The sequence below is a fragment of the Chitinophaga sp. 180180018-3 genome (assembly GCF_037893185.1).
Taxonomy (GTDB): Bacteria; Bacteroidota; Bacteroidia; order Chitinophagales; family Chitinophagaceae; genus Chitinophaga.
The window spans coordinates 7,405,029-7,429,389 of the sequence record NZ_CP140772.1 but is presented as its reverse complement, the minus strand read 5'-3'; the positions used below and the strand labels follow the sequence as shown (position 1 = coordinate 7,429,389).

Sequence of the window (24,361 nt, the reverse complement as noted above, 5' to 3'; positions counted from 1 at the left end):
CGTAGTATCAATATAAATTACCAAAGGGCGTCACTGCTGACTAAAAAATGATAAATTTGTAATTCGTCATGAAAAGGAATCAAACAATCAATATAGGACAGGTGGCCAGGCGCACGATTGCGATGGAGGCATCAGCGATTAATGATTTGCAGGAGTTTATAAATGCAGATTTTGAAAAAATTGTTGAAAGGATTGCGCATTGTGAAGGTCGGCTGGTAATAGCCGGTGTTGGAAAAAGCGCCATCATCGCCCAGAAAATTGTAGCTACGTTAAATTCCACGGGTACGCCTGCACTTTTTATGCATGCTGCGGATGCCATACATGGAGATCTTGGAATGATCAGAGAGGAAGATATTGTGATGTGTATCTCGAAGAGTGGTACTTCTGCTGAAATTAAAGTATTGGTTCCTTTGGTGAAGAATTTTGGCAACACTTTAATTGCCATGGTGGGGAATACCAACTCATTTCTTGCACAGGAGGCAGATTTTGTATTGAATACCACTGTTAGTCAGGAAGCCTGCCCAAATAATCTGGCGCCTACCACCAGTACTACTGCCCAGCTGGCAATGGGAGACGCATTAGCTGTTTGCCTGATAGAGTGGCATGGATTTACGGCTGCAGATTTTGCCAAGTTTCATCCGGGAGGCGCGCTGGGTAAAAAACTATATCTGAAGGTAGGGGATCTCAGTAAACAGCATCAGGCGCCACAGGTATTGCTCGATAGTTCACTGAGAGAAGTGATTGTAGAAATTTCATCTAAAATGCTCGGGGTTACTGCTGTACTGGATAATAAGGGCATTTTACAAGGTATTATTACAGATGGAGACCTGCGCAGAATGTTGGAGAAAAATGTTCCGACAGCAGCTGTAACGGCAAAAGATATTATGTCGCTTCATCCTAAAATGATCCAGCAGGATCAGTTAGCCATCGACGCACTGGAGCTGATGCGCAAACATGATATTACACAACTGCTGGTAATGGACGGAGAGCGATATCAAGGTATTATTCATTTACATGATTTAATCAGAGAAGGAATTATTTAGAAATGACACAACTGAACACCCACTTTTATGTGGCAATCATGGCAGGGGGAATCGGCAGTCGCTTCTGGCCCCATAGCCGCACAGACAATCCCAAGCAGTTCCTGGATATCCTGAACACAGGGAAAACCCTACTTCAATGGACATATGAAAGATTCCTGCAGTTTATTCCGAAAGAGAATATTTATGTAGTGACTCATCATCAGTATACAAGCAAAGTGGGAACACAGTTGCCGGATTTGCCTGCGGAAAATATTGTCAGCGAGCCGTCGCGGAAAAATACTGCACCGTGTGTTGCGTATATTTCCCACAAGATTAGTAAACAGGATCCTCTGGCTAATATCATCTGTGCGCCGGCAGATCATCTCATCATGGATGGCCCGGCATTTACCAATTCCTGTCTGAATGCCTTGTTGTTCGTTCAGAAGCATAGTGCTCTGGTTACCCTAGGCATCAAGCCAACGAGGCCTGATACCGGATATGGCTATATCCAGTTTGAACCACAACACGTAGCAGATAATGTTTATCAGGTGAAAACATTCACAGAAAAACCTAATCTGGAGCTGGCCAAAACGTTTCTGCAGAGTGGTGATTTTCTTTGGAATGCCGGCATTTTTGTCTGGAATGTGAAAACTATTATGGCCGCGCTGAAACAGTATCTGCCGGAAATGGACGAGCTGTTTGAACAGGTAACGGCTGATCTCAATACGCCACAGGAAAAGGAGGCTATTGAAAAAGTTTATCCGCAATGTACCAATATTTCCATCGACTATGGTATAATGGAGAAAGCAGACAACGTGTATGTGATCCCATCCAATTTTGGATGGAGTGATCTCGGAACCTGGGCTTCCGCTTATGAGAATCTGGAGAAAGATTACCTGGGGAATGCCGTTCAGGGAAAGAATGTAGTAGTGATAGATGCTACTAAATGTATGGTAAAAGTGCCTAATGAAAAACTGGTATTGCTGCAGGGATTAGACGGATTCATAGTAATCGATACACAGGATGTGCTGCTTATCTGCAAAAAAGAAAACGAACAGCAGATCAAGGAATACGTTGCAGAAATTAAACGCAACAAAGGGGAAAAATACCTCTGACGAATGCCGTTTTTTGTTTTCCGGATTTAGGTATTATCTGTCAGATAGATATCTTCACACAACAAATACCTAAATTCGGAAATCAAAAACAGAAAAATGATATCAAAACTGCCGCAAACAGGCACTACTATATTTACGGTGATGTCGGCCCTGGCGGCGACCCATCAGGCCATTAACCTCTCCCAGGGATTTCCGGATTACGATTGCAGCGACGAGCTTAAAGCATTGGTAAATGAGGCCATGCAACAAGGGCACAACCAATATGCCCCCATGCCCGGTCTGATGCCACTCAGATCTGCTATTGCAGCAAAAATCAGGAGCCTGTATCAGCAACAGGTAGATCCCGACACAGAAATTACTGTCACACCAGGAGGCACCTACGCTATTTTCACCGCCATAGCCACCTGTATACAACCTGGAGATGAGGTGATTATTTTTGAACCGGCGTACGACAGCTACATCCCCAATGTATTGGTAAACGGAGGGGTGCCGGTACGTATCTCCCTGTCATTTCCGGATTATAGCATTAACTGGAGTGAAGTAAGAAACCGGATCTCACCCCGTACAAAAATGATAATGCTGAATACCCCGCATAATCCTACCGGCGCAATTCTGCAGGACAATGATATAAAGGAACTGGAAAAGCTGGTGGAAGAATTTAACCTGCTGGTACTTTCAGACGAAGTATATGAGCATCTGGTATTCGACGGTGCAAGTCATCGCAGTATGCTGCGTTATCCGGCGATCTACCGGAATAGTTTTGTTACGTTTTCATTTGGTAAGGTTTTTCACAACACCGGTTGGAAAATGGGCTATTGCGTAGCACCGGAACGCCTGATGAAAGAATACAGGAAAGTACATCAGTACCTGTGCTTTTCAGTAAATACCCCTATGCAATACGGACTGGCGAAATTTCTTGAAACGCCTTCCCACTATCTGGAACTGCCGGCATTTTATCAGCAAAAGCGGGATTATTTTTTGGAGTTAATGAAAGGCACCCGGTTTACGCCACTGGCCAGCCATGGCAGCTATTTTCAGTTGATGAAGTACGACCGTATCTCCAAAGAGAGCGATAAGGATTTTGCTATCCGGTTAACAAAAGATTTTGGGGTAGCGGTTATCCCGGTATCTGCATTTTATCAGGATGGAAAAGATGATCATGTGGTCAGGTTCTGTTTTGCAAAGAAGCAGACAACACTGGAACAGGCCGCAGCACGTCTGCAGGGGATATAAAAAAGGAGGCATGATACGATCCGCACAGCTGCCTTTAAAAAAGCTGCCGGATCTGTTATCAGTACCTCCCCGATTTTTATGAAAAAGCAAATTTTGTCCTTCTCCGAAAAAAGCGATTAAACAGCGACAGCTGTTTCAGACAGTTTTTTTTCAAGGATTTGCGTATGCTCCATGAAGCTCACGATACCGGTTTCTACATCGTATACAGCCCCAACAATGCCTACCTCACCAGCCAGGATCATTTCACGGAGAATTTTGCTTTGTTCCATGATCGCTTGTACAGAGCGTTCCACATGTATGTTGTTGACTTTTTCGACAAACTCGTTGTTGTGAGAGTGCCGTTCTTCTGTCACGGTTTTTTCTGCAAAAACAGCAGGAGCTATTTTATTCAGTAAACCGGTAAGATTACCGAGCTCTATGGCGTCGCAAGCTCCTTTAATGGCGCCGCATTTCGTATGGCCCAATACAACAATGAATTTGGAACCAGCAATTTTGCAGGCATATTCCAGGCTACCCAGCACATTATCTGAGATAACGGCACCGGCTAAACGAATACTGAATATATCGCCCAGGCCCTGATCAAATATCAGTTCTGCTGACGTGCGGGAGTCCATGCAGCTGACAATGGCCGCCATTGGCCATTGCCCATCGCTGGTATCATTGATCATTTGCAGCAGGTTGCGGTTCAGGCGCAGATTGTCAATGAAACGGGCATTGCCTGCTTTCAGTAATTCCAGCGCTTTTCCTGGAGTAAGGTTAGCCTGGGATATTTTATTGAGTGTTTTCATGATTGCCATTTTTTAGGATTTAGAAAAAGCATGGTTTCCTGTAACTTCTAACATCGCTAACAGGGCTGTTGCCCATCTTTTAGTTTAATTGTAATTCTTTCAATAATTCCCGATGATTTCCAGATGAAATAGTGTGTACGTGGGCAGCGCTTAGCCTCGTTTGCTCTTCCTGGCTCAGGTCCGGAGTATTTTGTATGTTGTACACAGGTTTAAATCCTGTCAGAATAACGTTAATATTTTTCTGAGGCGCTTTAATATCTTTGAATTCGCGAATCGTTTGCAAGACATCGAAATCGATATATGCAGTTTTATGTGCGTCTATCACCAGGGTGATATTTTCCGGTATATGATCGAGTGTCAGCAAAATGGATGCTTTATTGAGGAATGACACTTCCTGCGCGAGTTCCAGCCTGATACTATCACCATTATGGTATTTTTCCTTGCGGAAATAATACGAGCTTTTCATATTACCGCGTAAAATGGCCAGCACACTTACCACCATACCGAGGGCGATACCAATCAACAGGTCGGTAAACACGATGGCGATTACGGTAACAAGGAAAGGTACCCATTGATATTTCCCGTTTTTGAACATGCCCTGGAAGATGGAAAATTTACACAGTTTATAACCGGTTACGAGCAACACGGCAGCCAGTGTCGCCAAAGGAATTTTATTCAGTAGCCCCGGTATAAGCGCCGCGCATATCAGTAACAGCGCGCCATGTACCATGGTAGCCATCTTGGTTTTACCGCCGGCATTAATGTTGGCGCTGGAACGCACGATAACAGATGTAATCGGCAATCCTCCAATCAGCCCGCTGACCATGTTACCTATTCCCTGTGCTTTAAGCTCGCGGTTGGGAGAGGTATACCGTTTCATCGGATCCAGTTTGTCTGTTGCCTCTACGTTCAGCAGCGTTTCCACAGATGCTACAATGGCAATGGTTACAGCGGTAATCCAGACCTCTTTGTTACCTATAGCCGTAAAATCAGGGAAGGTGAACTGGTGGATAAAATCATTAAAACTACTGGGAACCGGCAATGATACCAGGTGTTTAGATCCCAGTGCCAGCAACGCACTGCCGGAAAACAGGCTGTTCAGCAGTATTCCGGTAAGAACGGCTACCAGTGGTGCCGGCACTACATTAAGTTTCGGGATCTTGCTCCAGTACAGAATAATGAAAATGGATATGATGGTAATCAGGGTGGCACCCAGGCTAATATGATTTACAGCAGAGAGCAAAGCACTGAAAGTATTATCGCCGTCTACCTGGAAAAAGGTGATATTCCCTTCTGCGTTGGCATCATAGCCAAAGGCATGCGGTAATTGTTTCAGGATAATGATAACGCCGATGGCGGTAAGCATGCCCGTAATTACATTGCTTGGAAAATAATTGGCCACAGTTCCGGCTTTAGCAAGACCGAGTATCAGTTGCAGGGCACCGGCAATCACCGCGCTGAGCAGGAATATTTCGAATCCGCCCAGTTTGGTAATAGCTACCAGCACTACTGCAGTAAGACCCGCTGCTGGTCCGCTTACGCTCAATTGGGAGCCACTCAGAAAGCCTATCACCAGGCCGCCTACTATACCGGAGATCATACCGGCAAATAATGGTGCACCAGATGCGAGCGCAATGCCCAGGCACAGTGGCACAGCGATAAGGAATACAACCAGGCCGGCAGAAAAATCGCCTTTTATATTGGAGAATAAGGATGTTTGCTTGTTCATAAAAATTTGCTTTTCCACTAAGGGATCGCACTTCCGGACAGTAGCATTAAGCCACTATCGCTGAAGCAACATTGATAGAATAGTACTGCCTGCTGGTACCGGAATAATGTGTCATTCGAATAGACACGCGGCGCCTGACAGTCGTTGAGTGATAAATTCAATAAGTAAAAAGAAATGACTACAGTTGATACAACAACTGCAAAACGATTATGCTATGTGCATATTGGGAGGGGGAGCGTGTATTTCCTGAGCAGGGTTAGCGGGAATATCTTCCATTAAATGGCATTGTAAAATACCTGATATCAGTATCGGGCTGAATTGAATTTCATCAAACTGTTTACAGATCCTGAAATCCTTCACCATTTTCATATGGTCCCCGCCACAATCTACCGGGTGTTCTTCCACAATCTGATTATTAAACAGCAGCCTGCCTACTTCCTTGATTGGAAGCAGTTGCGACACCATCAGTGCCAACAGGAATATGCCGATAATTTTCTTCATGTGTAGTATGCGCTCATACAAATGTAAAAACGGGAGTTCATAATTGATGACTCCACCCAATTAAAAAAATGTTAAAGCAAATTATCAGCAAATGCGAACAGATCCGTTGTTGCCGTTTGTCAGATTTTAAATCCGTTTGTCATATTTTAGGCCCCGCTCATTTTCTGCAAAATCTGATTTAAATCCCTTACTGTACAGGGTTTTTCTGTTTGAAAAGGGTAATATTCAAAACAAGTTATTTTGCTTTCTATGGTATTGTGTATTGCATAGTAGTAAATAATCCCTATTTTTGTATCGTAAAGTTGAAAGAATAGCTATAACACTTTAATTAACTGATCAGAAACCACCATTTAGAAATTAAAGCTCACTTGCCATGAATATTGATAACACACAATCGCAGATGAGGAAGGGTGTGCTGGAATTCTGCATACTGTCCATCATTAAGCAAGGAGAAGCTTACCCATCAGATATCATAGAAAAAATGAAGGAAGCAAAACTGGATATTCTGGAGGGAACCCTTTATCCTTTATTAACAAGATTAAAAAATGCGGAATTGCTGACATACAGATGGGTAGAAAGTAGTTCAGGTCCTCCACGAAAATACTTCTCCATGACGGAGAAAGGGGAGGCTTTCTATAAAGTGCTGGAGACTACCTGGAATGAACTGGCCAATGCCGTACATCAATTAACACAAAATAGTACCCCCCTTTAACGGGACTTATTTACCTGAAACCTAAAAAAGACAACGAGATGAAAAAAATTATCAACATAAACCTGTCGGGGCGCCTTATTCCCATTGAGGATAGCGCGTACGAGATACTTAGTCAGTATCTCGCCAGCCTGAAAAAGTACTTTTCGAAAGAAGAGGGAGGGGATGAAATTGTGTCTGATATCGAAAGTCGTATCGCCGAATTATTCCAGGATAAGCTGAAAAAAGGAGCACATTGTATTACTGACGAAGATGTGCAACATGTAAAGGCCTCCATGGGAACTCCTGAACAATTTGATGATGCCCCCGGCGAAAGCTCCTGGCAGCAAAACGCCGCAGCTGCTGAAGAGAAGATTTTCTCCCGCCCGCGTAAACGTCTGTACCGCGATCCGGATAACAAGGTATTAAGTGGGGTATGTAGCGGTTTGGGTGCGTATTTCAACATCGATCCTGTAATATTCCGTATCATCTTTGCTCTCCTGGCCATCGGAGGTTTTGGTACCGGCGTGCTGGTATACTTTATCCTCTGGATTGCCACTCCTTCCGCCGATACTGCAGCTGAAAAGCTGGAAATGAGGGGAGAAAAGGTGGACCTGAATAACATCAAGGCAACCATACAGGAAGAATTGAATCACATGAAAGGTCAGGTGAAAAATGTAGGAGATGATATCCGAAATTTTTCGCAGGGCCGCGGCAGGCAGGTAGGTAGCGATATCGAGCGCTTTTTTGTAAACCTTGCAAATGGTCTCGGACAAGTGCTGGTAGCTGTTACCAAAGGGTTCTTCTATTTCTTTTCTGTAGTGATGCTGATCGTTTTCCTCGTAACCGGTATAGCCATTGCAGTTTCCTCCGCGGCCCTTTATCCCATTAAAAATCTGTTACTGGACGGAACACTGCAGACAGTGCTGATCTGGCCTGCTATTGGCCTGCTGATCGGGATTCCCATTGTAGCATTGCTGATATTTATTATCCGTAAGCTCACCGGGGTGAAGGAAACCAACCGTTATGCCGGATATACGCTGACTTTCCTCTGGTTACTGGGTGTTGCCCTTGCTGCTGCCGTTACTGTGTCGTTCGTGCGGGATTTCAGAAGACCAGCCAGTGAAACTCAGAACGTAACTCTGCAGCAGCCCGCGAAAGGTAAACTGATAGTGAAGCGTGCACCAGGAATGCTTGCTGATATCGGCTCCGACGAATTCGATTTCTTCGATAACCACCTGCTGATTGCTGATGATACCATCCTGATCAATTATATCCGGGTGAGGATTGAAAAGAGCCCGAACGATAGTTTCTCCGTTGATGTAACCAAATACTCACGGGGGCGTAACATCACCAAAGCCCAGACCCTGGCGCATGATATTGAGTTCAACATCAAACAACAGGATTCAATATTATACCTGCCGGAGGGATTTACACTCCCCCGGGACTCTAAGTACCGGGGCCAAAGGGTAACGGTAACCATAAGAGTGCCGGTCGGCAAAAACATCGAAGTAGATCAGGAAGTATACAACAATTATGACTTCAGTCGTTACCGCCATGATGATGCTGATGATAACGACGATGATAATGATGAGCCTGGTAGGGTGATATTGAAAATGACTCCCGACGGCGCAAATGAACAATCCGATAAATCCAAAAAAGAAGACTCTACTCAGCAGAAAAAGCTTCAAAATACCCCTGAAAAGGAAAAAACAGACAGTTCTGCCAACGGGTATCGTTATAAAGGGCCGGTAGCTCAGGCCTGCCCACAAGGAAAGGCGCCAATGAAAGACGGAATATCAATACTCGGATACTCTGTTCTCAATATGTTCAGTTAGCCCTTAGCTTTTAGTCTTTAGGAAAACGCAGCGGAGATCACAAGTAAGTTAATATTGTGATCTCCGCTGCGTTTTCCTAAAGACTAAAAAGTTAAAGACTATCAAGATTTTCCTGATTGGATCATTCCACAGCCTGATTAATGTTTAAATTTGCGTATTGAGGCATATAATATTAAAAAACAGGATAAGATAAGGAATGCAGGCTCCCATAAACATCGCACTGGTAGGTAATCCGAATAGTGGTAAAAGTTCCCTTTTTAATGCACTCACGGGCTTAAATCAGAAAGTGGGCAATTTTCCGGGAGTTACGGTAGACAAGAAAACCGGAACGGCCCAGATCGCTCCGGGAGTAAGTACGAATATTATAGACCTGCCAGGTACTTATAGTCTCTATCCTAAAAGTGCGGATGAATATGTGACGTATGATGTGCTCATCAATCAAAATAATGAAGATACCCCCCGCCTGGTGATCATCGTGGCGGATGCCTCCAACCTCAAACGTAATCTGCTTTTCTGCTCTCAGATCATCGACCTGAGGATTCCGGTGATCATCGGCCTTACGATGATGGATATTGCCCGCAAGAAAGGAGTGGAGATAGATCTCGACGGCCTGGAACGGGAGCTGGGAGTGCCTGTGGTTGCCATTAACCCTCGCAAGAATAAGGGGGTGAATGAAATAAAAAAGGTGATTGACCTGTCGCTGCGCTCGCAGTACAGCACGCCGTCCAGAGACTTTATCAATAATAACGCCCTCGCTAAAGAAGTGATCGATGAAGTGAAGAAAACAGTCCCTGTAAAAAGCGACTATGGTGCTCTTCATATAGCCGTTAACGTTGATGACCTCGGATTTATCGATCAGGGCCAGAAGAGCGCGATCCGGCATGCCCTGGAAGCCAACCAGTTTAACAAAACCAAGCTACAGGCGGAAGAAATCATGCAGCGATATGCCCGTATCAAGCATATCATGAAAGCGACGGTAGTGGAAACTGATCCCCTGCAGAAGCAGCTGCGTTCAGAAAAAATTGACGATCTGCTATTGCATCGTTTCTGGGGGTATGTGATTTTGCTGGTTGTAATGTTCCTCTTATTTCAGAGTATATTCTGGCTGGCATCCTACCCTATGAGTTGGATTGAAGGCGGTTTTGGAGCGCTGAGTGGATGGCTCAGTAGTATATTGCCGGATAACAAGGTAACCGATTTCTTTATCAATGGTATCCTGGCCGGGGTCAGCGGATTTGCCGTTTTTGTGCCGCAGATCATGATCCTGTTTGGATTGATTACCATTTTGGAAGATACCGGTTATATGGCAAGAATCAGCTTCCTCACGGATCGCCTGATGCGACAGGTTGGCCTGAACGGGAAATCGGTGATGCCATTGATCAGTGGTGTTGCCTGCGCGGTGCCGGCAATCATGGCTACCCGGACAATCGAAAACAAGAAAGAAAGATTAATAACGATACTGGTAACCCCACTGATGAGTTGCTCGGCCAGGCTACCCATCTATACCATGATGATTGCGCTGATAGTGCCGGATAAACGCCTCTTCGGCATTCTCGGATTACAGGGGCTTGCCATGATGGGCCTTTATCTTCTGGGATTTTTCATGGCGATCTGTATCGCTGCTATCATGAAACTCTTCCTGAAAATAAAGGAAAAGAGCTATTTCATCATGGAGCTCCCGGTTTACCGCTCGCCACGTTGGGCTAATGTTGGTACAACCATGGTGGAGAAGGCAAAGATCTTTGTGAAGGATGCAGGTAAAGTAATTGTTGTTATCTCGGTAATTCTCTGGTTTCTTGCTTCCTATGGGCCTGCCAGCAGGATGAAACCACTGCATGAAAAATATGAACCGTTGATTGCCCAGGCTGCTCCCGGATCGCCGGAGCTGGCAGCACTGAATAAGGAATATCAATCGGCCCGCTTAACCCATTCATATGCCGGTATGCTCGGGCATACGATTGAACCGGTGATACGCCCGCTGGGTTTCGACTGGAAAATCGGTATTGCACTGATCACTTCTTTTGCAGCCCGTGAAGTATTTGTAGGTACTATGGCCACACTTTACAGTGTGGGGGAAAATCCTGAGAATAACAATGCCACACTCAGGGAAAAACTGTCGTCGGCTACCTGGCCCGATGGAGCGCCGGTATATACATTGGCTTCCGGCTTATCGCTGATGATCTTCTATGCATTTGCGATGCAGTGTATGAGCACCATGGCCATCGTGAAACGCGAAACTAAATCATGGAAATTCCCGCTGATTCAGCTGACGTATATGACAGGACTGGCGTATATCTGCAGTTTTATAGTGTTTCATATCTTCAGATAATATCTTGTACATTGCAGGTATAGTTAACCATAAATGCAATGTTTATGAAATTGCTTCGCAACTGCTTTTGTTTCCTACTGATGCTGCCGGTAATTGCACAGGCCCAGGTGGATTCTTCTCAGCTGATGAAGGACCTGCAAACCCTTTCGGCCAACAAATTTGAAGGCAGAAAAACGGGCACCCGCGGCAACCGGATGGCGCAGTTCTATATCATCAACCGGTTCAAAGAAATCGGGATAGCTGCCTACCATGATACTTACGAATACCCCTTTTATTTTCAGGAAAGAGAAAAAAACGTAATGGGCACTAACCTTTTTGGCTACATTCACGGACAACTTAGTACAGCAATAGTGATATCTGCCCACTACGATCATCTTGGCATCCAGACAGGCGCAAATGGGGCAGATTCTATCTATAACGGCGCCGATGATAACGCGTCTGGTGTGGCCGGGCTGTTAGCCATGGCGGCCTGGTTTAAAAAACATCCACCCCGCTATACCCTCATTTTTGTTGCATTTGATGGGGAGGAAGAAGGACTACAGGGAGCGAAAGCATTTGTTCAGCAGCCGCCCATTCCCATTACGCAAATCCGCCAGAACATTAACATGGACATGATCGCTCACAACGATAAAAATGAGCTCTATGTATGTGGTACCTATCAATTCCCGGATCTGAAAAAATATATTGATGATATAGCTGCCCACAGCAATATTAAGCTCATTGCCGGACACGATAAACCGGAAAGTGGCATAGATGACTGGACCCGGCAAAGTGATCAATACGAGTTTTTCAGGCAAAAAATTCCATTTCTTTATTTCGGCGTGGAAGACCATCCGGACTATCACAAAGTAACAGACGAGTACTCACGGATCAATCATTCCTTTTATTTCCATTCTGTGCAAACTATCCTGGAGCTGATCAGGAAACTGGATAGCGAGATGCCAGAGAATAAATTCAGTAGCGTAAGAACCATGAATTAAGAAATAAGCAATAAGACGAAGGCCATGGCGAATAATTTCATCCGCCATGGCCTTCGTCTTATTGCTTATTTTCTATCGCTTAATTCTCTGGATCATTCCTTTGAACCGATTCGATGACAAATGGTTTACACCTGCCCGTGCGAGGGTGTTGGTACGTGCCATTGCCATACGGCCAAGGGCTGTTGCAGGCACTCCCATGTCGGTGAGCGCAGCTCTCAGCAGCGGATCATTAAAGTCGCCCCAGTTCATAGAGTAATCATCCAGTGCTTTGATTTGAGGAGGAAGTCCGGCAAAATAATCCCCTTCTCCGGCGGCGTTCTTTGTCTGGAAGCTGACTGCGTACATGTCGTACTGCCCGAAGGTAATATTGATAAACCCAACAGGCTTACCATAGGTGGAGTCTCCGACCAGGCGAGGGCTCATGGAAGGCTTCAGTACATTATACAGCAGTTCGCTGGCAGAAACCGTGCTTCTGGTAACAAGGAAGCTAAGTTTATTCAGCGCCAAACCTCCGGATTTCTGGAAGTTGGTAGTTTTATAAGTAGTCGCTTCATTGTAGAAGATGTCTGTCCAGTTATAGGTAGGGTAGTTGGGAACAGCTCTCATATTCTGGAAATAGCTGCTGAATGTTTTATTCGATACGTTGTTATTGAAATACTGGGAATACATTTGTGTATTGGTCTTTGCAGCCGGAACCAGTTTGTTGGCGAGATATTCGGCCGTTTCTATCATACCACCACCGTTGTACCGGAGATCTACTATCACCTGTTGTACGCCGGCTTTCTCCCAGGCGTTGAAGGTAGAGTCGAACTGGGCCTGCACATCATTCAGTGCCACAAAATTGTTGAAAACAAAGTAGCCGACCTTATTGCCGTTAAAGTCGAACAACTTCGTGTATAAAATAGGATTCAGCTTGTAATTAGTGGCATTGAGGGTTACCTGCATGGTGGTATTGTCCGGCTTGCGGAAACCAAAGGTAGCGCTTTGACTACCGAAGGCATTGTTGAGCAGGGTATTGGTAGCATCGTCATAATTGAAGCTGGTGGTGCCATTTACGGCAGTCAGCTGCCAGCCTCGCTGGATACCGGCTTTATCTGCAGGGGAGCCAGGGTAAACATATATGACGTACAGGGTTGTATAAGTCTGGTAGCCCACTTCAAAGCCCATGTCGCCGGCCTGGCCCTGGAGCACTCTGGAGGTAGTACCATCGTCCAGGAAACTGTATCTGTCTAGCTGGCCACCGTTACTGTTACGTTTATATTGTTTGAGTGCTTCAAACATAGCATTCGTACTCTGATAACTGTCAGGTTTAAAAGTGGCAGAATCCGGAAGAGCGTCTGTCCACAGATAAATGTCTTTCGTAATGAAAAAGATACTATCGTTGATTGTTTTTGCGGAAGGGTTGGAACCATTGCCACCACCGCCTGAGCGATCGGGGGCAGTAGTGTTACCTTTTTTGCAGGAGGATAGTAAAAATGCCGCAAATATACTGGCAATCAGTGTTTTAATGAGAAAGTTTGGTCGCATAAATTCTTTTTAGAAATAATACCCGCGGGAAACTATTATTTAGCAGGAATAAAATTAACGTATTATCATATTTCCCTCAATACCTAATTCTTCCGGAAGGGCACCATTATTTTTCAGTCCTATATTTACCTTATCGCGCCAGCGGATCTGTTCGACGGCATTAAGTCCATGATTGGTTTCCTGATCGAAGCGGTATTGAAGCCGGTTCATTTCCCGGAATGATTGCAGATATTGGTATTGAATGATGCTGTCGTAGTCGTCGCGGTTGAGGGCTGTTTGCCGCAATTTTTGTTTGAAGCGTTCCACTACGAGGCGGGTAATATCAAAATGCAACTGTTCGTGTGCGAGGGCATAGCTGTTCCGGGCATCCGGTCTGACCCAGGAAGCACTTTTAATAAAGAACACCTGAAGGTGAAGCGTAATGCGCAGGGTATCGTGTACGAGGAGGCTATTGCCTTCGTAGGCAAAGCTCGTGTAAGACACAGCGGCGCTGGGCCCATATGGCGATGGTTTCGCCTGAAAATCATCCCACTGTAGTTTTCTTGCCGGATCATAATAAATGGTATCGCAAAGGGCGGCAGCCGGATTTTGTCGTTCTTCAAAATTCAGCTCGATCACGGTAACCGGTTTGGAAGCCATTCTTTTTGCGTGAGCATGTTTATGCCCCGGAGGCAGCAACAGTAAACACAATATGGCAGGAGTTGATAGCATTGGAAGAAAAGACACCGATAAAATTAATGTAATGACCAACTACTTGTTTCAGGGCCTGAAAATTTGGCGATTCTATAACATTTGCGAAGATGGTTTTTACAATCATTTCCTTTCAGAACGGTCTTTTTTCCGTAATTTACTAGCAACCAAAACAATCGCATATGTACGGCGGTGGATATATATTTGATGAACCCAACAGGAAACAGCTGAAAGAAGAACAACAGCATGATGAACCTGAGAAGCTGGCTGCTTTTGAAGAGCGTATTGCCAGGGGAGAAAAGATAGAGCCTGGCGACTGGATGCCGGCCGAATATCGCCGGCAACTGATACGTCTGATCGAGCAGCACGCACACTCTGAAGTAATTGGTGCCTTACCGGAAGGAACCTGGATTACCCGGGCACCGGGTTTCAAGCGAAAGCTGGCGCTTATTGCCAAAGTACAGGACGAAATAGGGCATGGGCAGTTGCTTTACAATGCAGCAGAAACCCTGGGTAAATCCCGGGAGGCCATGATCAACGACCTGCTGAGTGGCAAATCCAAATATTCCAATGTTTTTAACTATCCGGCAGAAACCTGGGCAGATGTGGCAGTGATCGGCTTTCTCATTGATGCTGCTGCTATTGTGAACCAGGTCGCTAATGCGAAGGGGTCTTATGGGCCATATTGCAGGGCACTGGAGCGGATCTGTTATGAGGAAAGTTTTCACCTCAAACAGGGGCATGATGCATTCATTGAACTGGCTATCGGAACACCCGCACAAAAAGCCATGCTGCAGGACGCCCTTAACAGATGGTGGCAACCGATTATGCACTTCTTCGGCCCACCGGATAAAAACTCCCTTCATAGTGAAAAGCTGATGCAATGGAAAGTGAAAATGGCCAGTAACGATGATATGAGAAATCAGTTTCTGGATACCTATGTACCTAAAGTATGGGAGCTGGGGCTTACATTGCCGGATCCTGCGCTGAAGAAAAACCCGGAAACTGGCCGCTGGGAATATACAGATCCGGATTGGGATGAGTTTTTCCGTGTAATCAATGGCGGAGGCCCTTGTAATGCAGAGCGTATACAGGTACGCAAATGGGCGGAAGAACAGGGCCGCTGGGTACGTAAGGCATTAATGAAACCAACTGAAAAACGGGCACTCCCGGTGGCATAAGACCTATTTTTTTCGATTTAAAATCTTTCTGTAATTCATGTCGAACGATTCATTAGACCCCCGCATTAACCGGTTAAAACTGGGATCAGCGGGAGAAGTAGTACGGGTGGAAGAAGGGGAAAACTGGAATATTTACGAAGTATTCCATCAGGAAAAAAGAGGGGCGCATCACGAACATGTAGGATGTGTGCATGCCCCTGATCCGCAACTGGCGCTTGTTTTTGCCAAGGAACAATTTGCCCGCCGGAAGAAATGTGTTAATCTCTGGGTCGTAAAAAGTGCAGATATACTGGCATTTGATGTGGAAGATGAAGATATGTTTGCCAACAATGCGGATAAGACTTATCGTGATGCCAGCGGGTTTAAGGTAATGGAGAAGATCAATAAATTCAAGCAATCCAAATGATGAATAACGAAGCATTAAAAGACCTGATCATAAAAATGGCAGATGATGAGCTGATCCTGGGACACCGGAACTCGGAATGGACCGGATTAGGCCCGGTGATGGAAGAGGATATTGCCTTTTCATCTATGGCGCAAGACAAAATAGGGCATGCGTGGGCATTGTACAGGATTTATCATGAGGAGCTGGGAGGGGAAGACCCGGATCATTTTGCATTCCTCCGGCCGGAGAAGGCGTTTAAATGTTCTCAACTGGTGGAAATGCCTAACGGAGAATATGATTTCAGCCTGATGCGGCATTTCCTGTTCGACCAGGCGGAAACGGTTCGTTACGAAAGTTTGCAGGAGAGCAGTTTTGAGTCATTCCGGATGTTGAGCAGAAAAATAAAAGGAGAGCTGAAGTATCATACCCTGCATGCAGATGCCTGGATATTACAGTTGTGCCGGGCGGGAGAAGAGAGTTTTGCCCGTATGCAGCAGGCATTAAACCACACTATTCACCTGGCTGCGGGGATATTTGAACCATCGCTGACATATGAAACAACATTGATCGCAGATAACGTGTATCCCGGAGAGGCTGTATTATATGAGCGCTGGCTCGACAGGATCTACCCTGTGCTGGTACAGGCTTCGCTGAATTTGCCGGAGATAAGCACTATTGCCCCGGTGTATGGGGGCCGGCAGGGGTTTCATACTCCTTATCTGCAGCCATTACTGACAGAAATGAGTGAAGTTTTTAATCTGGATACGGAGGCCGGTTGGTAATATCATGTCTCAAACCATTACCATAGATAGTGTTTATGAATCGCTGAACCATGTGATGGACCCGGAAATACCTGTTCTAAGTGTAGTTGACCTGGGAATGATCACTGACGTGAAGCTGGAAACAGATTCCGTGCAGGTGAAAATGATACCTACGTTTGCAGCCTGCCCTGCGGTGAGCTATATCCGGCAAAATATCAAAACTGTCCTGGAAAAAGAGCTTGGGATAGCCGTGCACGTAGAAGTGGATAAAGCCGTGCATTGGCAGAGTAACCGCCTGACACCTGCGGCCAAAGAAAAGCTGAAGAACTTCGGTATCGCGCCTCCGGAGAAGCTTTCGGAAGGATTGAACCAGGAGATACTGTTACATGTGCCCTGCCCGCATTGCGGCAGTAAGGAAACCTACCTGCGTTCCCCGTTCGGCTCAACGCTTTGCCGGGCGATACATTTTTGTAAGTCGTGCGGACAGGTATTTGAGCAGTTTAAACCATTGGAATGAGCCTTATTGTATTGTTAATGCTATAAATACCTATTTTTACACGTATTACTGAAGCCGCTGCAGGCAATTTATACGTCGAAATCATGAAAATAGGCTTATATTTTGGGTCTTTTAATCCTATACATACAGGGCATCTGATCATTGCCAATTACGTTGCGCACAATACTGATCTTGATAAAGTCTGGCTGGTAGTATCACCGCACAATCCCCTGAAACCACAATCCGCGCTGTTGAATGAGCACGACCGTTTTCACCTGGTGGAGCTGGCCATTAAGGATGAGCCCAGATTGCGTGCCAGCAATATCGAATTTTCCCTTCCAAGGCCCTCCTATACGGTGGATACACTTGCCTACCTGGGTGAGAAATTTCCAACACAGGAGTTTGCTATCATTATGGGAAGCGATAGTTTTCAGAATCTCCCGCGCTGGAAAAACTATGCACATATTGTAAAGAACTATCCCATTTATGTATATCGCCGCCCGGGGCATGAAATAACAGATACTTTTGGTGCAAAGATGGAAATACTGGATGCTCCGATGCTGGATATTTCAGCAACGGATATCCGTAAATGGATTAAGGATGGTAAATCGGTGCGTTATATGGTGCCGGATACTGTCATTAACTATATAGCAGAAAATAACTATTACCGCTGATTACTTTAACCCTGGCAGATTCCGGGAGCCTTCGCCGCGACCGGGAGAAAGAGGATATCCGGGCACTTCCCGTCTCTTTACCATAAATTCATTCCCGTAAATATCCAACAGCAATATAAACATGGATATAAGCAACGGGCCGAAAATAAGTCCGATAAAGCCGAACAGGCTTACCCCGATAATGACGCCGATGATGGTGACCAGAGGATGTACATCAGCAATTTTCTTATTCAGTAACAGTCGGGTGATATTATCTGAAGTACCCACTATTCCAAACCCGTATACGAGGATCGCAATTCCCTGCCAGGTATTCCCGGAAGCGAGGAGATAAACCCCCATCGGCACATAAACAGCAGCAGCGCCTATTACCGGCAGCATGGCCGTAAAGCAGGTTACGACAAACCAGAATACCGGCTGGGGCACACCGAATATAAGATAACCGATAAGCGCCACAATGCCCTGAACAACAGCAATCAGTGGGATACCAACAGCATTTGCAATTACCAAAGTGTTGAACTCTTTACCCAATCGGTCTACGTTACTGTCTTTCAAAGGAATGTATTCATATAAAGCAGCTTCCATCCTGCGGGCGTTCGTTAGCATGAAATAGAGCACAAAATACATGAGCGCAACAGAAGTCAGTGTATTGAAAGTGGCGCCCAGGAAACCGGGTAGAAAAGAAGTGATATTTTCCTGCAGTTTTTTCAATCGTTCGGGGGTAAGTACGCCAAATCCCAAATGTTCTTCGAGTTGTGCGTTGGCCTGCTTTAAGTTGTTGATCAGTTCCGCAGAATGACTGGCCGCATAGGCTATTTTAGTGCTGAGCATATTTACCAGCATACCTACAGGAACGAGGATGATGATGAAGGAAAGTGCCATCAGCAAGGCGGCAGCAAGACTGTTTTTCCAGCGCCATTCTTCCACCAGCCGGAACATCCATTTACGGCAGATAACATAAAGGGTGACGGCGCCAAGGAAGCCGGGAAAGTAGGTATACATTTCCAGGAACAGCAAAACTGCCAGGAACAGAATAAGGAGAAGAAAGCCAGTTTGCTTCAGGCGATCAGTATCTAAATAACTCATAGTATATAATATCGTGCAATTAGTTGACTTGTCAAAAAGCAGACCGGCAGAGAGACAGGAATTGTTGAACAAATTGACAGGCGGCTTGTTCTTATTGCGGGGAAACTGGCAATATTTCAATTAAAGTTCATTTATGGAATAATGTTTGTTGAACCACTGTTACCTAAAAAAGAAAACCTGATTTATTTCATCTTAAAAAACCTTAGTTATGAGTAGAAGTTCAAAAGCCGTGGTTTCATTTATCGTAGGAGCAGCAGTTGGCGTGGCTGTGGGGTATTTCCTGAATTCAGACAAGAAAGATGAACTGGTAGAAAAATTCAAAGACCAGTCTGAAAAGCTGAAAGCAAAATGGAGAAAGAGGAAGGATCAGTTTCATGATGAGTTAGAGAATGAGTTGGCATAACCCCTTTTGAATAAATCATTTTGCATGGAAGATAATTTCAGCAACTATTTTTCACAAACGGGAAAAGTAGCCAGGGAGTACCTGGAAACCAGACTGGACCTGATTAAGCTCCAGGCAGCAGGAAAGTTATCGAAGGCATTGGGATTGTTTTTTTCCCTTACGATGGCTTTCCTGCTGTTCTTTTTTGTGATAGTGTTTCTTGGGATGGTGGTGGGCTTCTGGATCGGAGAAATGACCGGCAGCTTTACTATTGGTTTCAGCTGTGCCGCAGGGTTATTTGTGGTACTGTTTCTTATTATCCTGTTATTTCGCAAGCAGTTGATACAACGGCCGCTCGCAAGGTTGCTGATTTCAGAACTGGTAGATGAAATAACAGAGGCGGATGAACGCTCCGGGCATATCCATAACCAATACCAGCCCCAACCTAAATCGGCGCAAAAGCAGGCCCCGGAAGAACCTGGTTACGTTCCTGATGAGGAGGCCACTGAAAATACTGCAAGAGGATAATCCATGAAATAGGTTTACACATGCGTAAAGGAAAAATAAACAGCTTTGAAACGCTGGACCTGGAAATCGCCCGTTTAAAGATGCGTTCGCGGCAGCTGGAGCAGGAGATGGGCGACCGGGTAGAATACTTCAAGGACAATTACAAAAAAATGGCGCTCAATGCTGTCATCCCCGGCAGCGCCAAACATAGCAATACCTTCAACATAGCCATGAATGTGGCTAAGATGGTTTGGGGAAGTGGTAAATTTAAGAATTTTGCTACCGGGGCATTAATGACAGCACTTGAATTTATTGGTGTTCAGTTGGGGATAAACCTGTTTAACAAGGTCACCAAAAACCGTCGGAAGAAGAAAGCGGCAGCGGCGGCGGAATAGGTTACTTCGCGCCGTACCCCACAACGATCAGGTCCGCATCGTCCATCCCGATAAAATCGGACATTTTATCATCTTTGTCCCGTAGCACAAACCCAACCCGGTATGTTACGATAGCTGTTTTTCCGGCCGGATCCGGTTTGAATGCCGGCAATGTTCCCAAAGAGCGTTTCACTTCTTCAAACAGTTTTTTATCTGGTCCCCACAGGGATTCTATATCTCTTATGGCTCCATCAGGAGCGATCCTGTACTGTAATGCAACCAATCCCTGTTTGTTGTTTTCCTGGCATTCCCTGGGATATATCAGTTGTCTGCTCATCGCCTTTGAGAATGCGGTTGCGCCACCCGGAAAGCGGTTCAGATAGGCGGTATCGGTGGTGATTCCCTTAACAGCGCCAGCGCTTTCGTTGACCGCTATTTCTATCAGGCTTTGTGGGCATTGCTTTTTAGGGGTGATGCCAATTCCCCCTTCTTTACTGCCCCTGTAGAAGAAGAATGTAGCCATGGGTTTGGCATTCGGGTCTTCGTCTACTCCCTCGCTTAATTTTCCCTTTGCGTAGGATAGTTCGAATCTAATGGCCGTGATTTCCCCTGCAGTATTTCTTTTCAGCGTGGGGATAGTAAGCGCTATGCCTTCTTTGGCCAGTAGCTCTTTCATTTTGTCGAAATCCGTGTCGGCAGTGAATCTGGTTACAACGCCATAAGTAGTACCATTTTCTGTAACCAGGTATTTGGTGCCGTTATTGGCGGGGGCGGAAGGAGAGGTGGCGGACAAAAGGCTTACGCTCAGAGCAAGAGCTGGCGCCAGCAGCAGGTACCGCCAGGTGCGCCCTTGAGAAGACTGGTTTTTGTTCATCATGAGTATTCTGTTTTTAATGAATGATCTGCTGAAATGATTTACCAATCTGATGGTTTTCGGAGGAATAATGCCCATCTTCAGAATGCTGTACTGATATTCCATCGGGGCATCGGACCCTTTAACAGTAGCATCGTCGGCCAGGAATTCAAGGTTTAGCTGCATCGCTCTTTTGCACCACCAGGCAATGGGGTTTATCCAGCAAAAGCAGCAATATAACCCGGCCAGCAATACATCAGCAGAGTGGAGCTGGTGTACATGCGCTTCTTCATGCTTCAGTACATGATTTAACTCCGTATGGTCGTGGGCGTTAGGATCAAAGAAAATGGTGCGTATAAAAGAGAAGGGTGTATATAGACCAGCCACCTGCACATAGCGGATGCCGTTTTTCGTATAGGCGTTGCCGGATTTAAGCAGTTTTCTGATCCTGAGGAACTGGGCAAGGTGTACCAGCAGCAATATGAATGCGACCATGAAATAAGCAACTGTTACTATGGTAGCAGCATGGTCACGGAGTGGCTGCCACCAGGGAGTAGCAGCAGGTTCTTGTTCGGTGAATACGATGGAGGGCGAATGCGCAGGAATATAAATCTGTGCGGCACTGGCTGTATGAGCAGCCGCCGGCTTGTTCCAGCTGATAGCGGGAACTGGCAGTAGCGGAGCCAGGGCAGAAAAGATGAAAATGCTTAACAGCAGCACCCGGTTGTAGTGATAAAATGTTTCCTTTCTGAAGCAAGCCACATAGAAAAGGTAGAAAAGTGCCATAGCGCCGGAGGCCTGGAGAAGATATAAAAAGAGTACAGGCATACACGTTATTTTTTATCTTTCTCAATCATCTTTAATAACTCCTTCATTTCGGCGGCATCTATTTTCTCCTCTTTGGCGAAATATGCCAGCAGGTTCAGATAGGAGTTGTCAAAAAAAGTATTAAGCACCTTTTTCATAAAGGTGTCTTTATAACTTTCCTTACCAATGATGGGATAATATTCATAGGAACCACCATATTCATGGTGGCCGATATATCCTTTTTCCTCCAGCCGCTTCATGAGTGTGGCAATGGTATTGTAATGTGGTTTGGGATCGGGGAGGTGCTCGATAGCATCTTTTACAAATGCTTTCTTCAGGTCCCATAATACCTGCATTAGTTCTTCTTCTTTCCTGGATAGCTTTTTCATGACACTAAACTAATACTATTTTTGTAGTTTAAAAACTATTTTTGTAGTAATTTAACTATAAAAGAAGTAATTAGTTGATTGTCAATAAATAAGAATCGAAAAATTATCCCCAAACTTTTGTGCCCTCGCTACAGTTAGCGCAGATATCTATGTTTTTCCGGCTTTCGAGGATCTGACTACGGAAATGGATATACTCTTTATTATGCCACAGGGCTTTGAACGATTCTTTTTTCAGGTTACCAAGCCGGTGCTGAGCATCTTTATCGAAGCAGCAGGGAACAACCAGTCCGTCCCAGGTAACAACAGGGCTATGCCAGAGCCGCCAGCAGTGGTTACTCAGTTTGTTTTTGATGGCATAGGAGCCATCTTCATTGCGGTGGTATCGCGAGTATTTGTCGATGGTAGGAATAAGGCGATTGCCTTCTTCATAATCATATACCTGCGCTGTTTTAAATCTCACCTGGTCTACGCCTATTTCTTTAGCCAGCTTTTTTATATCTTCTATCTGGTGTTCATTCGGTTTTACTACCAGGAACTGGAAAAACACAAAGGGTTTGGAAGATTTCAGCTCTTTTTTCCATTTCACAATATTCTTCGCACCCTGTATCACTTTATCGAGCTGGCCGCCGATCCTATACTGCGTGTATACGTCCTGGGTAGTGCCGTCGATAGAAATGATGAGGCGATCTAATCCGCTTTCCACCGTTTTTTTAGCGTTGGCATCAGTCAGGTAATGTGCATTGGTGGAGGTGGCAGTATATATTCCTTTGGAAGAGGCATATTTCACCATATCAAGGAAACCTGTATTCAGATATGGTTCGCCCTGAAAATAAAAGATCAGGTATAAAAGCTCTTTGGAAATCTCATCGATCGTTTTCCGGAAGAAGTCCTGTTCCAGCATCCCTGTAGGGCGGGAAAACGCCCTCAGACCGCTGGGGCATTCCGGGCAGCGAAGGTTACACGAGGTGGTAGGTTCAAATGATATGGATATAGGATACCCCCACTGTACCGGCTTGCCGGTCCATTTACTTACGAAGTAACTTCCAAGTACTTTACCGGCGTTTAAGCCCCGGCGCAGTGTGAACTTGGACAAGAGATTCAGGGTATCTTTCAGATTAAAATCGGGCATAAAAATTCACTTGGCCATTGTAAAAGTAGTGTCTTTAAACAAATTATAACCTATACTTGCTATAAAAACAGGGTTGCAGGTATATCTTTGACCTCTGGCATCCCCGACCCTGCAACTAACAGAAGCAACGTGAAAAGTACCCGTATCCGTATATCGATATCAGTGGCATTGGTTATTTTGGCTGTATCCGGCTATTTATGGTGGCATATGCGAGAGCAGCGCATCAATTTTGTCCGGTACGAGGAATTTGGTATCGATATCCCCGTAAGCTACAAGATACATGGCATTGATGTTTCCAAATTTCAGAAAGACATCAACTGGCAAGCTGTCAGGCAGATGGAAGTAGACAATATTCGTATATCCTTTGCCTTTATAAAAGCCACTGAAGGAATAACAAGGCAGGATGCTGCTTTTCATCAGAATTGGGACCGTGCCGGTAAAGCCGGGTTGATCAGGGGGGCTTATCATTTCTTTTATTCCACCCGGGATCCGTTGAAACAGGCGATTAATTTCCGCAATGTAGCGGATCTGCAATCCGGTGATTTGCCTCCGGTGCTGGATATTGAAACAAGCAATAATCAAACGCCGGCAGTGATCAGGGGTACCGCGAAGATCTGGCTGGAAGAAATGGAGAAAACATATAAGGTTAAACCGATCATCTATACCAACATCCACTTTTACGAAACATATCTTGGCAGTGAATTTGACCGGTATCCGTTGTGGCTTGCCCATTATTATCAGAAGGAACGGCCCCGTTCAGACAGGGCGTGGCTTTTCTGGCAGCATAGCGATATCGGCCGTGTTAATGGCATCCGCACAACTGTGGATTTTAATGTTTTCAGGGGCGACAGTGCAGACCTTGCAAAACTGTGTATACCTTAGCAATATTGATACAATAAC

Annotated in this window: 25 protein-coding genes; 16 read left to right on the top strand and 9 right to left on the bottom strand. The window is 45.3% G+C overall.

The window, feature by feature from the left end; translation table 11 throughout:
• Nucleotides 1-68 precede the first annotated feature (68 nt).
• From UNH61_RS29350 to UNH61_RS29340, 3 genes are all read left to right on the top strand, one after another.
• On the top strand, nt 69-1,043 hold the full coding sequence (locus UNH61_RS29350; protein ID WP_326995578.1) for a KpsF/GutQ family sugar-phosphate isomerase: 975 nt from the start codon (nt 69-71) through the stop codon (nt 1,041-1,043).
• A 2-nt stretch (nt 1,044-1,045) separates the two neighbouring features.
• Nucleotides 1,046-2,137 (top strand): mannose-1-phosphate guanylyltransferase, encoded by a 1,092-nt coding sequence (locus tag UNH61_RS29345; RefSeq protein WP_326995577.1) that lies wholly within the window; start codon nt 1,046-1,048, stop codon nt 2,135-2,137.
• A 96-nt stretch (nt 2,138-2,233) separates the two neighbouring features.
• Entirely contained in the window at nt 2,234-3,370 is a 1,137-nt protein-coding gene (locus tag UNH61_RS29340; protein ID WP_326995576.1) for a methionine aminotransferase, read from the top strand.
• 116 nt (nt 3,371-3,486) lie between these two features.
• Here UNH61_RS29340 and UNH61_RS29335 read toward each other — a convergent pair whose 3' ends face one another.
• The 3 genes from UNH61_RS29335 to UNH61_RS29325 all read right to left on the bottom strand — a co-directional run bounded on the left by UNH61_RS29335 (nt 3,487) and on the right by UNH61_RS29325 (nt 6,388).
• The gene (locus UNH61_RS29335; protein WP_326995575.1) at nt 3,487-4,158 is read right to left on the bottom strand and encodes a carbonic anhydrase family protein; all 672 of its coding nucleotides are present in this window, start codon (nt 4,156-4,158) and stop codon (nt 3,487-3,489) included.
• Nucleotides 4,159-4,237: 79 nt separating this feature from the next.
• Nucleotides 4,238-5,887 (bottom strand): SulP family inorganic anion transporter, encoded by a 1,650-nt coding sequence (locus tag UNH61_RS29330; protein WP_326995574.1) that lies wholly within the window; start codon nt 5,885-5,887, stop codon nt 4,238-4,240.
• A gap of 207 nt (nt 5,888-6,094) precedes the next feature.
• Nucleotides 6,095-6,388 (bottom strand): hypothetical protein, encoded by a 294-nt coding sequence (locus UNH61_RS29325; protein ID WP_326995573.1) that lies wholly within the window; start codon nt 6,386-6,388, stop codon nt 6,095-6,097.
• A gap of 373 nt (nt 6,389-6,761) precedes the next feature.
• Here UNH61_RS29325 and UNH61_RS29320 point away from each other — a divergent pair, with 373 nt between their 5' ends.
• From UNH61_RS29320 to UNH61_RS29305, 4 genes are all read left to right on the top strand, one after another.
• Entirely contained in the window at nt 6,762-7,100 is a 339-nt protein-coding gene (locus UNH61_RS29320) for a PadR family transcriptional regulator (RefSeq protein ID WP_326995572.1), read from the top strand.
• 38 nt (nt 7,101-7,138) lie between these two features.
• Nucleotides 7,139-8,914 (top strand): PspC domain-containing protein, encoded by a 1,776-nt coding sequence (locus UNH61_RS29315; protein WP_326995571.1) that lies wholly within the window; start codon nt 7,139-7,141, stop codon nt 8,912-8,914.
• A 196-nt stretch (nt 8,915-9,110) separates the two neighbouring features.
• Nucleotides 9,111-11,243, top strand: a complete 2,133-nt coding sequence (feoB, locus tag UNH61_RS29310; RefSeq protein ID WP_326995570.1) for a ferrous iron transport protein B — start codon at nt 9,111-9,113, stop codon at nt 11,241-11,243.
• A gap of 38 nt (nt 11,244-11,281) precedes the next feature.
• Nucleotides 11,282-12,223 (top strand): M20/M25/M40 family metallo-hydrolase, encoded by a 942-nt coding sequence (locus tag UNH61_RS29305; RefSeq protein WP_326995569.1) that lies wholly within the window; start codon nt 11,282-11,284, stop codon nt 12,221-12,223.
• Nucleotides 12,224-12,295: 72 nt separating this feature from the next.
• On the opposite strand, the gene UNH61_RS29300 is transcribed toward UNH61_RS29305, so the two are convergent.
• Both UNH61_RS29300 and UNH61_RS29295 read right to left on the bottom strand, forming a co-directional pair.
• On the bottom strand, nt 12,296-13,750 hold the full coding sequence (locus tag UNH61_RS29300) for a S41 family peptidase (RefSeq protein WP_326995567.1): 1,455 nt from the start codon (nt 13,748-13,750) through the stop codon (nt 12,296-12,298).
• Between the two features lie 54 nt (nt 13,751-13,804).
• Nucleotides 13,805-14,461 (bottom strand): hypothetical protein, encoded by a 657-nt coding sequence (locus UNH61_RS29295; protein ID WP_339070485.1) that lies wholly within the window; start codon nt 14,459-14,461, stop codon nt 13,805-13,807.
• Between the two features lie 161 nt (nt 14,462-14,622).
• On the opposite strand from UNH61_RS29295, the gene paaA reads away from it, so the two are divergent.
• From paaA to nadD, 5 genes are all read left to right on the top strand, one after another.
• Nucleotides 14,623-15,621, top strand: a complete 999-nt coding sequence (gene paaA, locus UNH61_RS29290) for a 1,2-phenylacetyl-CoA epoxidase subunit PaaA (protein WP_326995565.1) — start codon at nt 14,623-14,625, stop codon at nt 15,619-15,621.
• Nucleotides 15,622-15,658: 37 nt separating this feature from the next.
• Nucleotides 15,659-16,027, top strand: a complete 369-nt coding sequence (paaB, locus tag UNH61_RS29285; protein WP_326995564.1) for a 1,2-phenylacetyl-CoA epoxidase subunit PaaB — start codon at nt 15,659-15,661, stop codon at nt 16,025-16,027.
• The gene (gene paaC, locus UNH61_RS29280; protein WP_326995563.1) at nt 16,024-16,788 is read left to right on the top strand and encodes a 1,2-phenylacetyl-CoA epoxidase subunit PaaC; all 765 of its coding nucleotides are present in this window, start codon (nt 16,024-16,026) and stop codon (nt 16,786-16,788) included. The genes paaB and paaC overlap by 4 nt, the downstream gene beginning before the upstream one ends.
• Before the next feature lie 4 nt (nt 16,789-16,792).
• Nucleotides 16,793-17,284 (top strand): 1,2-phenylacetyl-CoA epoxidase subunit PaaD, encoded by a 492-nt coding sequence (gene paaD, locus UNH61_RS29275; protein ID WP_326995562.1) that lies wholly within the window; start codon nt 16,793-16,795, stop codon nt 17,282-17,284.
• 83 nt (nt 17,285-17,367) lie between these two features.
• A complete protein-coding gene (gene nadD / locus UNH61_RS29270; RefSeq protein WP_326995561.1) occupies nt 17,368-17,937 on the top strand; it encodes a nicotinate (nicotinamide) nucleotide adenylyltransferase in 570 nt (189 codons plus the stop codon).
• On the opposite strand, the gene UNH61_RS29265 is transcribed toward nadD, so the two are convergent.
• Entirely contained in the window at nt 17,938-19,020 is a 1,083-nt protein-coding gene (locus UNH61_RS29265) for an AI-2E family transporter (RefSeq protein WP_326995560.1), read from the bottom strand. It abuts the gene before it with no gap.
• 208 nt (nt 19,021-19,228) lie between these two features.
• On the opposite strand from UNH61_RS29265, the gene UNH61_RS29260 reads away from it, so the two are divergent.
• Genes UNH61_RS29260 through UNH61_RS29250 form a run of 3 tightly spaced genes read left to right on the top strand, consistent with a single transcriptional unit; the run spans nt 19,229 to nt 20,304 of the window.
• Complete coding sequence (locus tag UNH61_RS29260; RefSeq protein WP_326995559.1) at nt 19,229-19,423, top strand: hypothetical protein; 195 nt, start codon at nt 19,229-19,231, stop codon at nt 19,421-19,423.
• A gap of 24 nt (nt 19,424-19,447) precedes the next feature.
• The gene (locus tag UNH61_RS29255; protein WP_326995558.1) at nt 19,448-19,930 is read left to right on the top strand and encodes a hypothetical protein; all 483 of its coding nucleotides are present in this window, start codon (nt 19,448-19,450) and stop codon (nt 19,928-19,930) included.
• A 20-nt stretch (nt 19,931-19,950) separates the two neighbouring features.
• A complete protein-coding gene (locus UNH61_RS29250) occupies nt 19,951-20,304 on the top strand; it encodes a hypothetical protein (RefSeq protein ID WP_326995557.1) in 354 nt (117 codons plus the stop codon).
• A 1-nt stretch (nt 20,305) separates the two neighbouring features.
• Here the strand turns inward: UNH61_RS29250 and UNH61_RS29245 are convergent, their stop codons facing one another.
• The 3 genes from UNH61_RS29245 to UNH61_RS29235 all read right to left on the bottom strand — a co-directional run bounded on the left by UNH61_RS29245 (nt 20,306) and on the right by UNH61_RS29235 (nt 23,461).
• A complete protein-coding gene (locus UNH61_RS29245; protein WP_326995556.1) occupies nt 20,306-21,964 on the bottom strand; it encodes a M56 family metallopeptidase in 1,659 nt (552 codons plus the stop codon).
• Between the two features lie 5 nt (nt 21,965-21,969).
• Nucleotides 21,970-22,332: a BlaI/MecI/CopY family transcriptional regulator gene (locus UNH61_RS29240; RefSeq protein ID WP_326995555.1), complete on the bottom strand. Its 363-nt coding sequence runs from the start codon at nt 22,330-22,332 to the stop codon at nt 21,970-21,972.
• A 103-nt stretch (nt 22,333-22,435) separates the two neighbouring features.
• On the bottom strand, nt 22,436-23,461 hold the full coding sequence (locus UNH61_RS29235) for an SPASM domain-containing protein (protein WP_326995554.1): 1,026 nt from the start codon (nt 23,459-23,461) through the stop codon (nt 22,436-22,438).
• A gap of 129 nt (nt 23,462-23,590) precedes the next feature.
• Between UNH61_RS29235 and UNH61_RS29230 the strand changes: the two genes are divergently transcribed.
• Entirely contained in the window at nt 23,591-24,343 is a 753-nt protein-coding gene (locus UNH61_RS29230) for a GH25 family lysozyme (RefSeq protein WP_326995553.1), read from the top strand.
• The last annotated feature ends 18 nt before the right edge of the window (nt 24,344-24,361 follow it).

What these genes read in the sequence shown, in the direction of transcription:
- feoB (WP_326995570.1), top strand. Translation starts at nt 9,111, where the DNA reads ATGCAGGCTCCCATAAACATCGCACTGGTAGGTAATCCGAATAGTGGT.
- UNH61_RS29260 (WP_326995559.1), top strand. Translation starts at nt 19,229, where the DNA reads ATGAGTAGAAGTTCAAAAGCCGTGGTTTCATTTATCGTAGGAGCAGCA.
- UNH61_RS29335 (WP_326995575.1), bottom strand. Translation starts at nt 4,158, where the DNA reads ATGAAAACACTCAATAAAATATCCCAGGCTAACCTTACTCCAGGAAAA.
- nadD (WP_326995561.1), top strand. Translation starts at nt 17,368, where the DNA reads ATGAAAATAGGCTTATATTTTGGGTCTTTTAATCCTATACATACAGGG.
- UNH61_RS29240 (WP_326995555.1), bottom strand. Translation starts at nt 22,332, where the DNA reads ATGAAAAAGCTATCCAGGAAAGAAGAAGAACTAATGCAGGTATTATGG.
- UNH61_RS29315 (WP_326995571.1), top strand. Translation starts at nt 7,139, where the DNA reads ATGAAAAAAATTATCAACATAAACCTGTCGGGGCGCCTTATTCCCATT.
- UNH61_RS29235 (WP_326995554.1), bottom strand. Translation starts at nt 23,461, where the DNA reads ATGCCCGATTTTAATCTGAAAGATACCCTGAATCTCTTGTCCAAGTTC.
- UNH61_RS29325 (WP_326995573.1), bottom strand. Translation starts at nt 6,388, where the DNA reads ATGAAGAAAATTATCGGCATATTCCTGTTGGCACTGATGGTGTCGCAA.
- paaA (WP_326995565.1), top strand. Translation starts at nt 14,623, where the DNA reads ATGTACGGCGGTGGATATATATTTGATGAACCCAACAGGAAACAGCTG.
- UNH61_RS29305 (WP_326995569.1), top strand. Translation starts at nt 11,282, where the DNA reads ATGTTTATGAAATTGCTTCGCAACTGCTTTTGTTTCCTACTGATGCTG.
- UNH61_RS29295 (WP_339070485.1), bottom strand. Translation starts at nt 14,461, where the DNA reads ATGCTATCAACTCCTGCCATATTGTGTTTACTGTTGCTGCCTCCGGGG.
- UNH61_RS29265 (WP_326995560.1), bottom strand. Translation starts at nt 19,020, where the DNA reads ATGAGTTATTTAGATACTGATCGCCTGAAGCAAACTGGCTTTCTTCTC.
- UNH61_RS29245 (WP_326995556.1), bottom strand. Translation starts at nt 21,964, where the DNA reads ATGCCTGTACTCTTTTTATATCTTCTCCAGGCCTCCGGCGCTATGGCA.
- paaD (WP_326995562.1), top strand. Translation starts at nt 16,793, where the DNA reads ATGTCTCAAACCATTACCATAGATAGTGTTTATGAATCGCTGAACCAT.
- UNH61_RS29345 (WP_326995577.1), top strand. Translation starts at nt 1,046, where the DNA reads ATGACACAACTGAACACCCACTTTTATGTGGCAATCATGGCAGGGGGA.
- UNH61_RS29255 (WP_326995558.1), top strand. Translation starts at nt 19,448, where the DNA reads ATGGAAGATAATTTCAGCAACTATTTTTCACAAACGGGAAAAGTAGCC.
- UNH61_RS29300 (WP_326995567.1), bottom strand. Translation starts at nt 13,750, where the DNA reads ATGCGACCAAACTTTCTCATTAAAACACTGATTGCCAGTATATTTGCG.
- UNH61_RS29350 (WP_326995578.1), top strand. Translation starts at nt 69, where the DNA reads ATGAAAAGGAATCAAACAATCAATATAGGACAGGTGGCCAGGCGCACG.
- paaC (WP_326995563.1), top strand. Translation starts at nt 16,024, where the DNA reads ATGATGAATAACGAAGCATTAAAAGACCTGATCATAAAAATGGCAGAT.
- UNH61_RS29330 (WP_326995574.1), bottom strand. Translation starts at nt 5,887, where the DNA reads ATGAACAAGCAAACATCCTTATTCTCCAATATAAAAGGCGATTTTTCT.
- UNH61_RS29340 (WP_326995576.1), top strand. Translation starts at nt 2,234, where the DNA reads ATGATATCAAAACTGCCGCAAACAGGCACTACTATATTTACGGTGATG.
- paaB (WP_326995564.1), top strand. Translation starts at nt 15,659, where the DNA reads ATGTCGAACGATTCATTAGACCCCCGCATTAACCGGTTAAAACTGGGA.
- UNH61_RS29320 (WP_326995572.1), top strand. Translation starts at nt 6,762, where the DNA reads ATGAATATTGATAACACACAATCGCAGATGAGGAAGGGTGTGCTGGAA.
- UNH61_RS29250 (WP_326995557.1), top strand. Translation starts at nt 19,951, where the DNA reads ATGCGTAAAGGAAAAATAAACAGCTTTGAAACGCTGGACCTGGAAATC.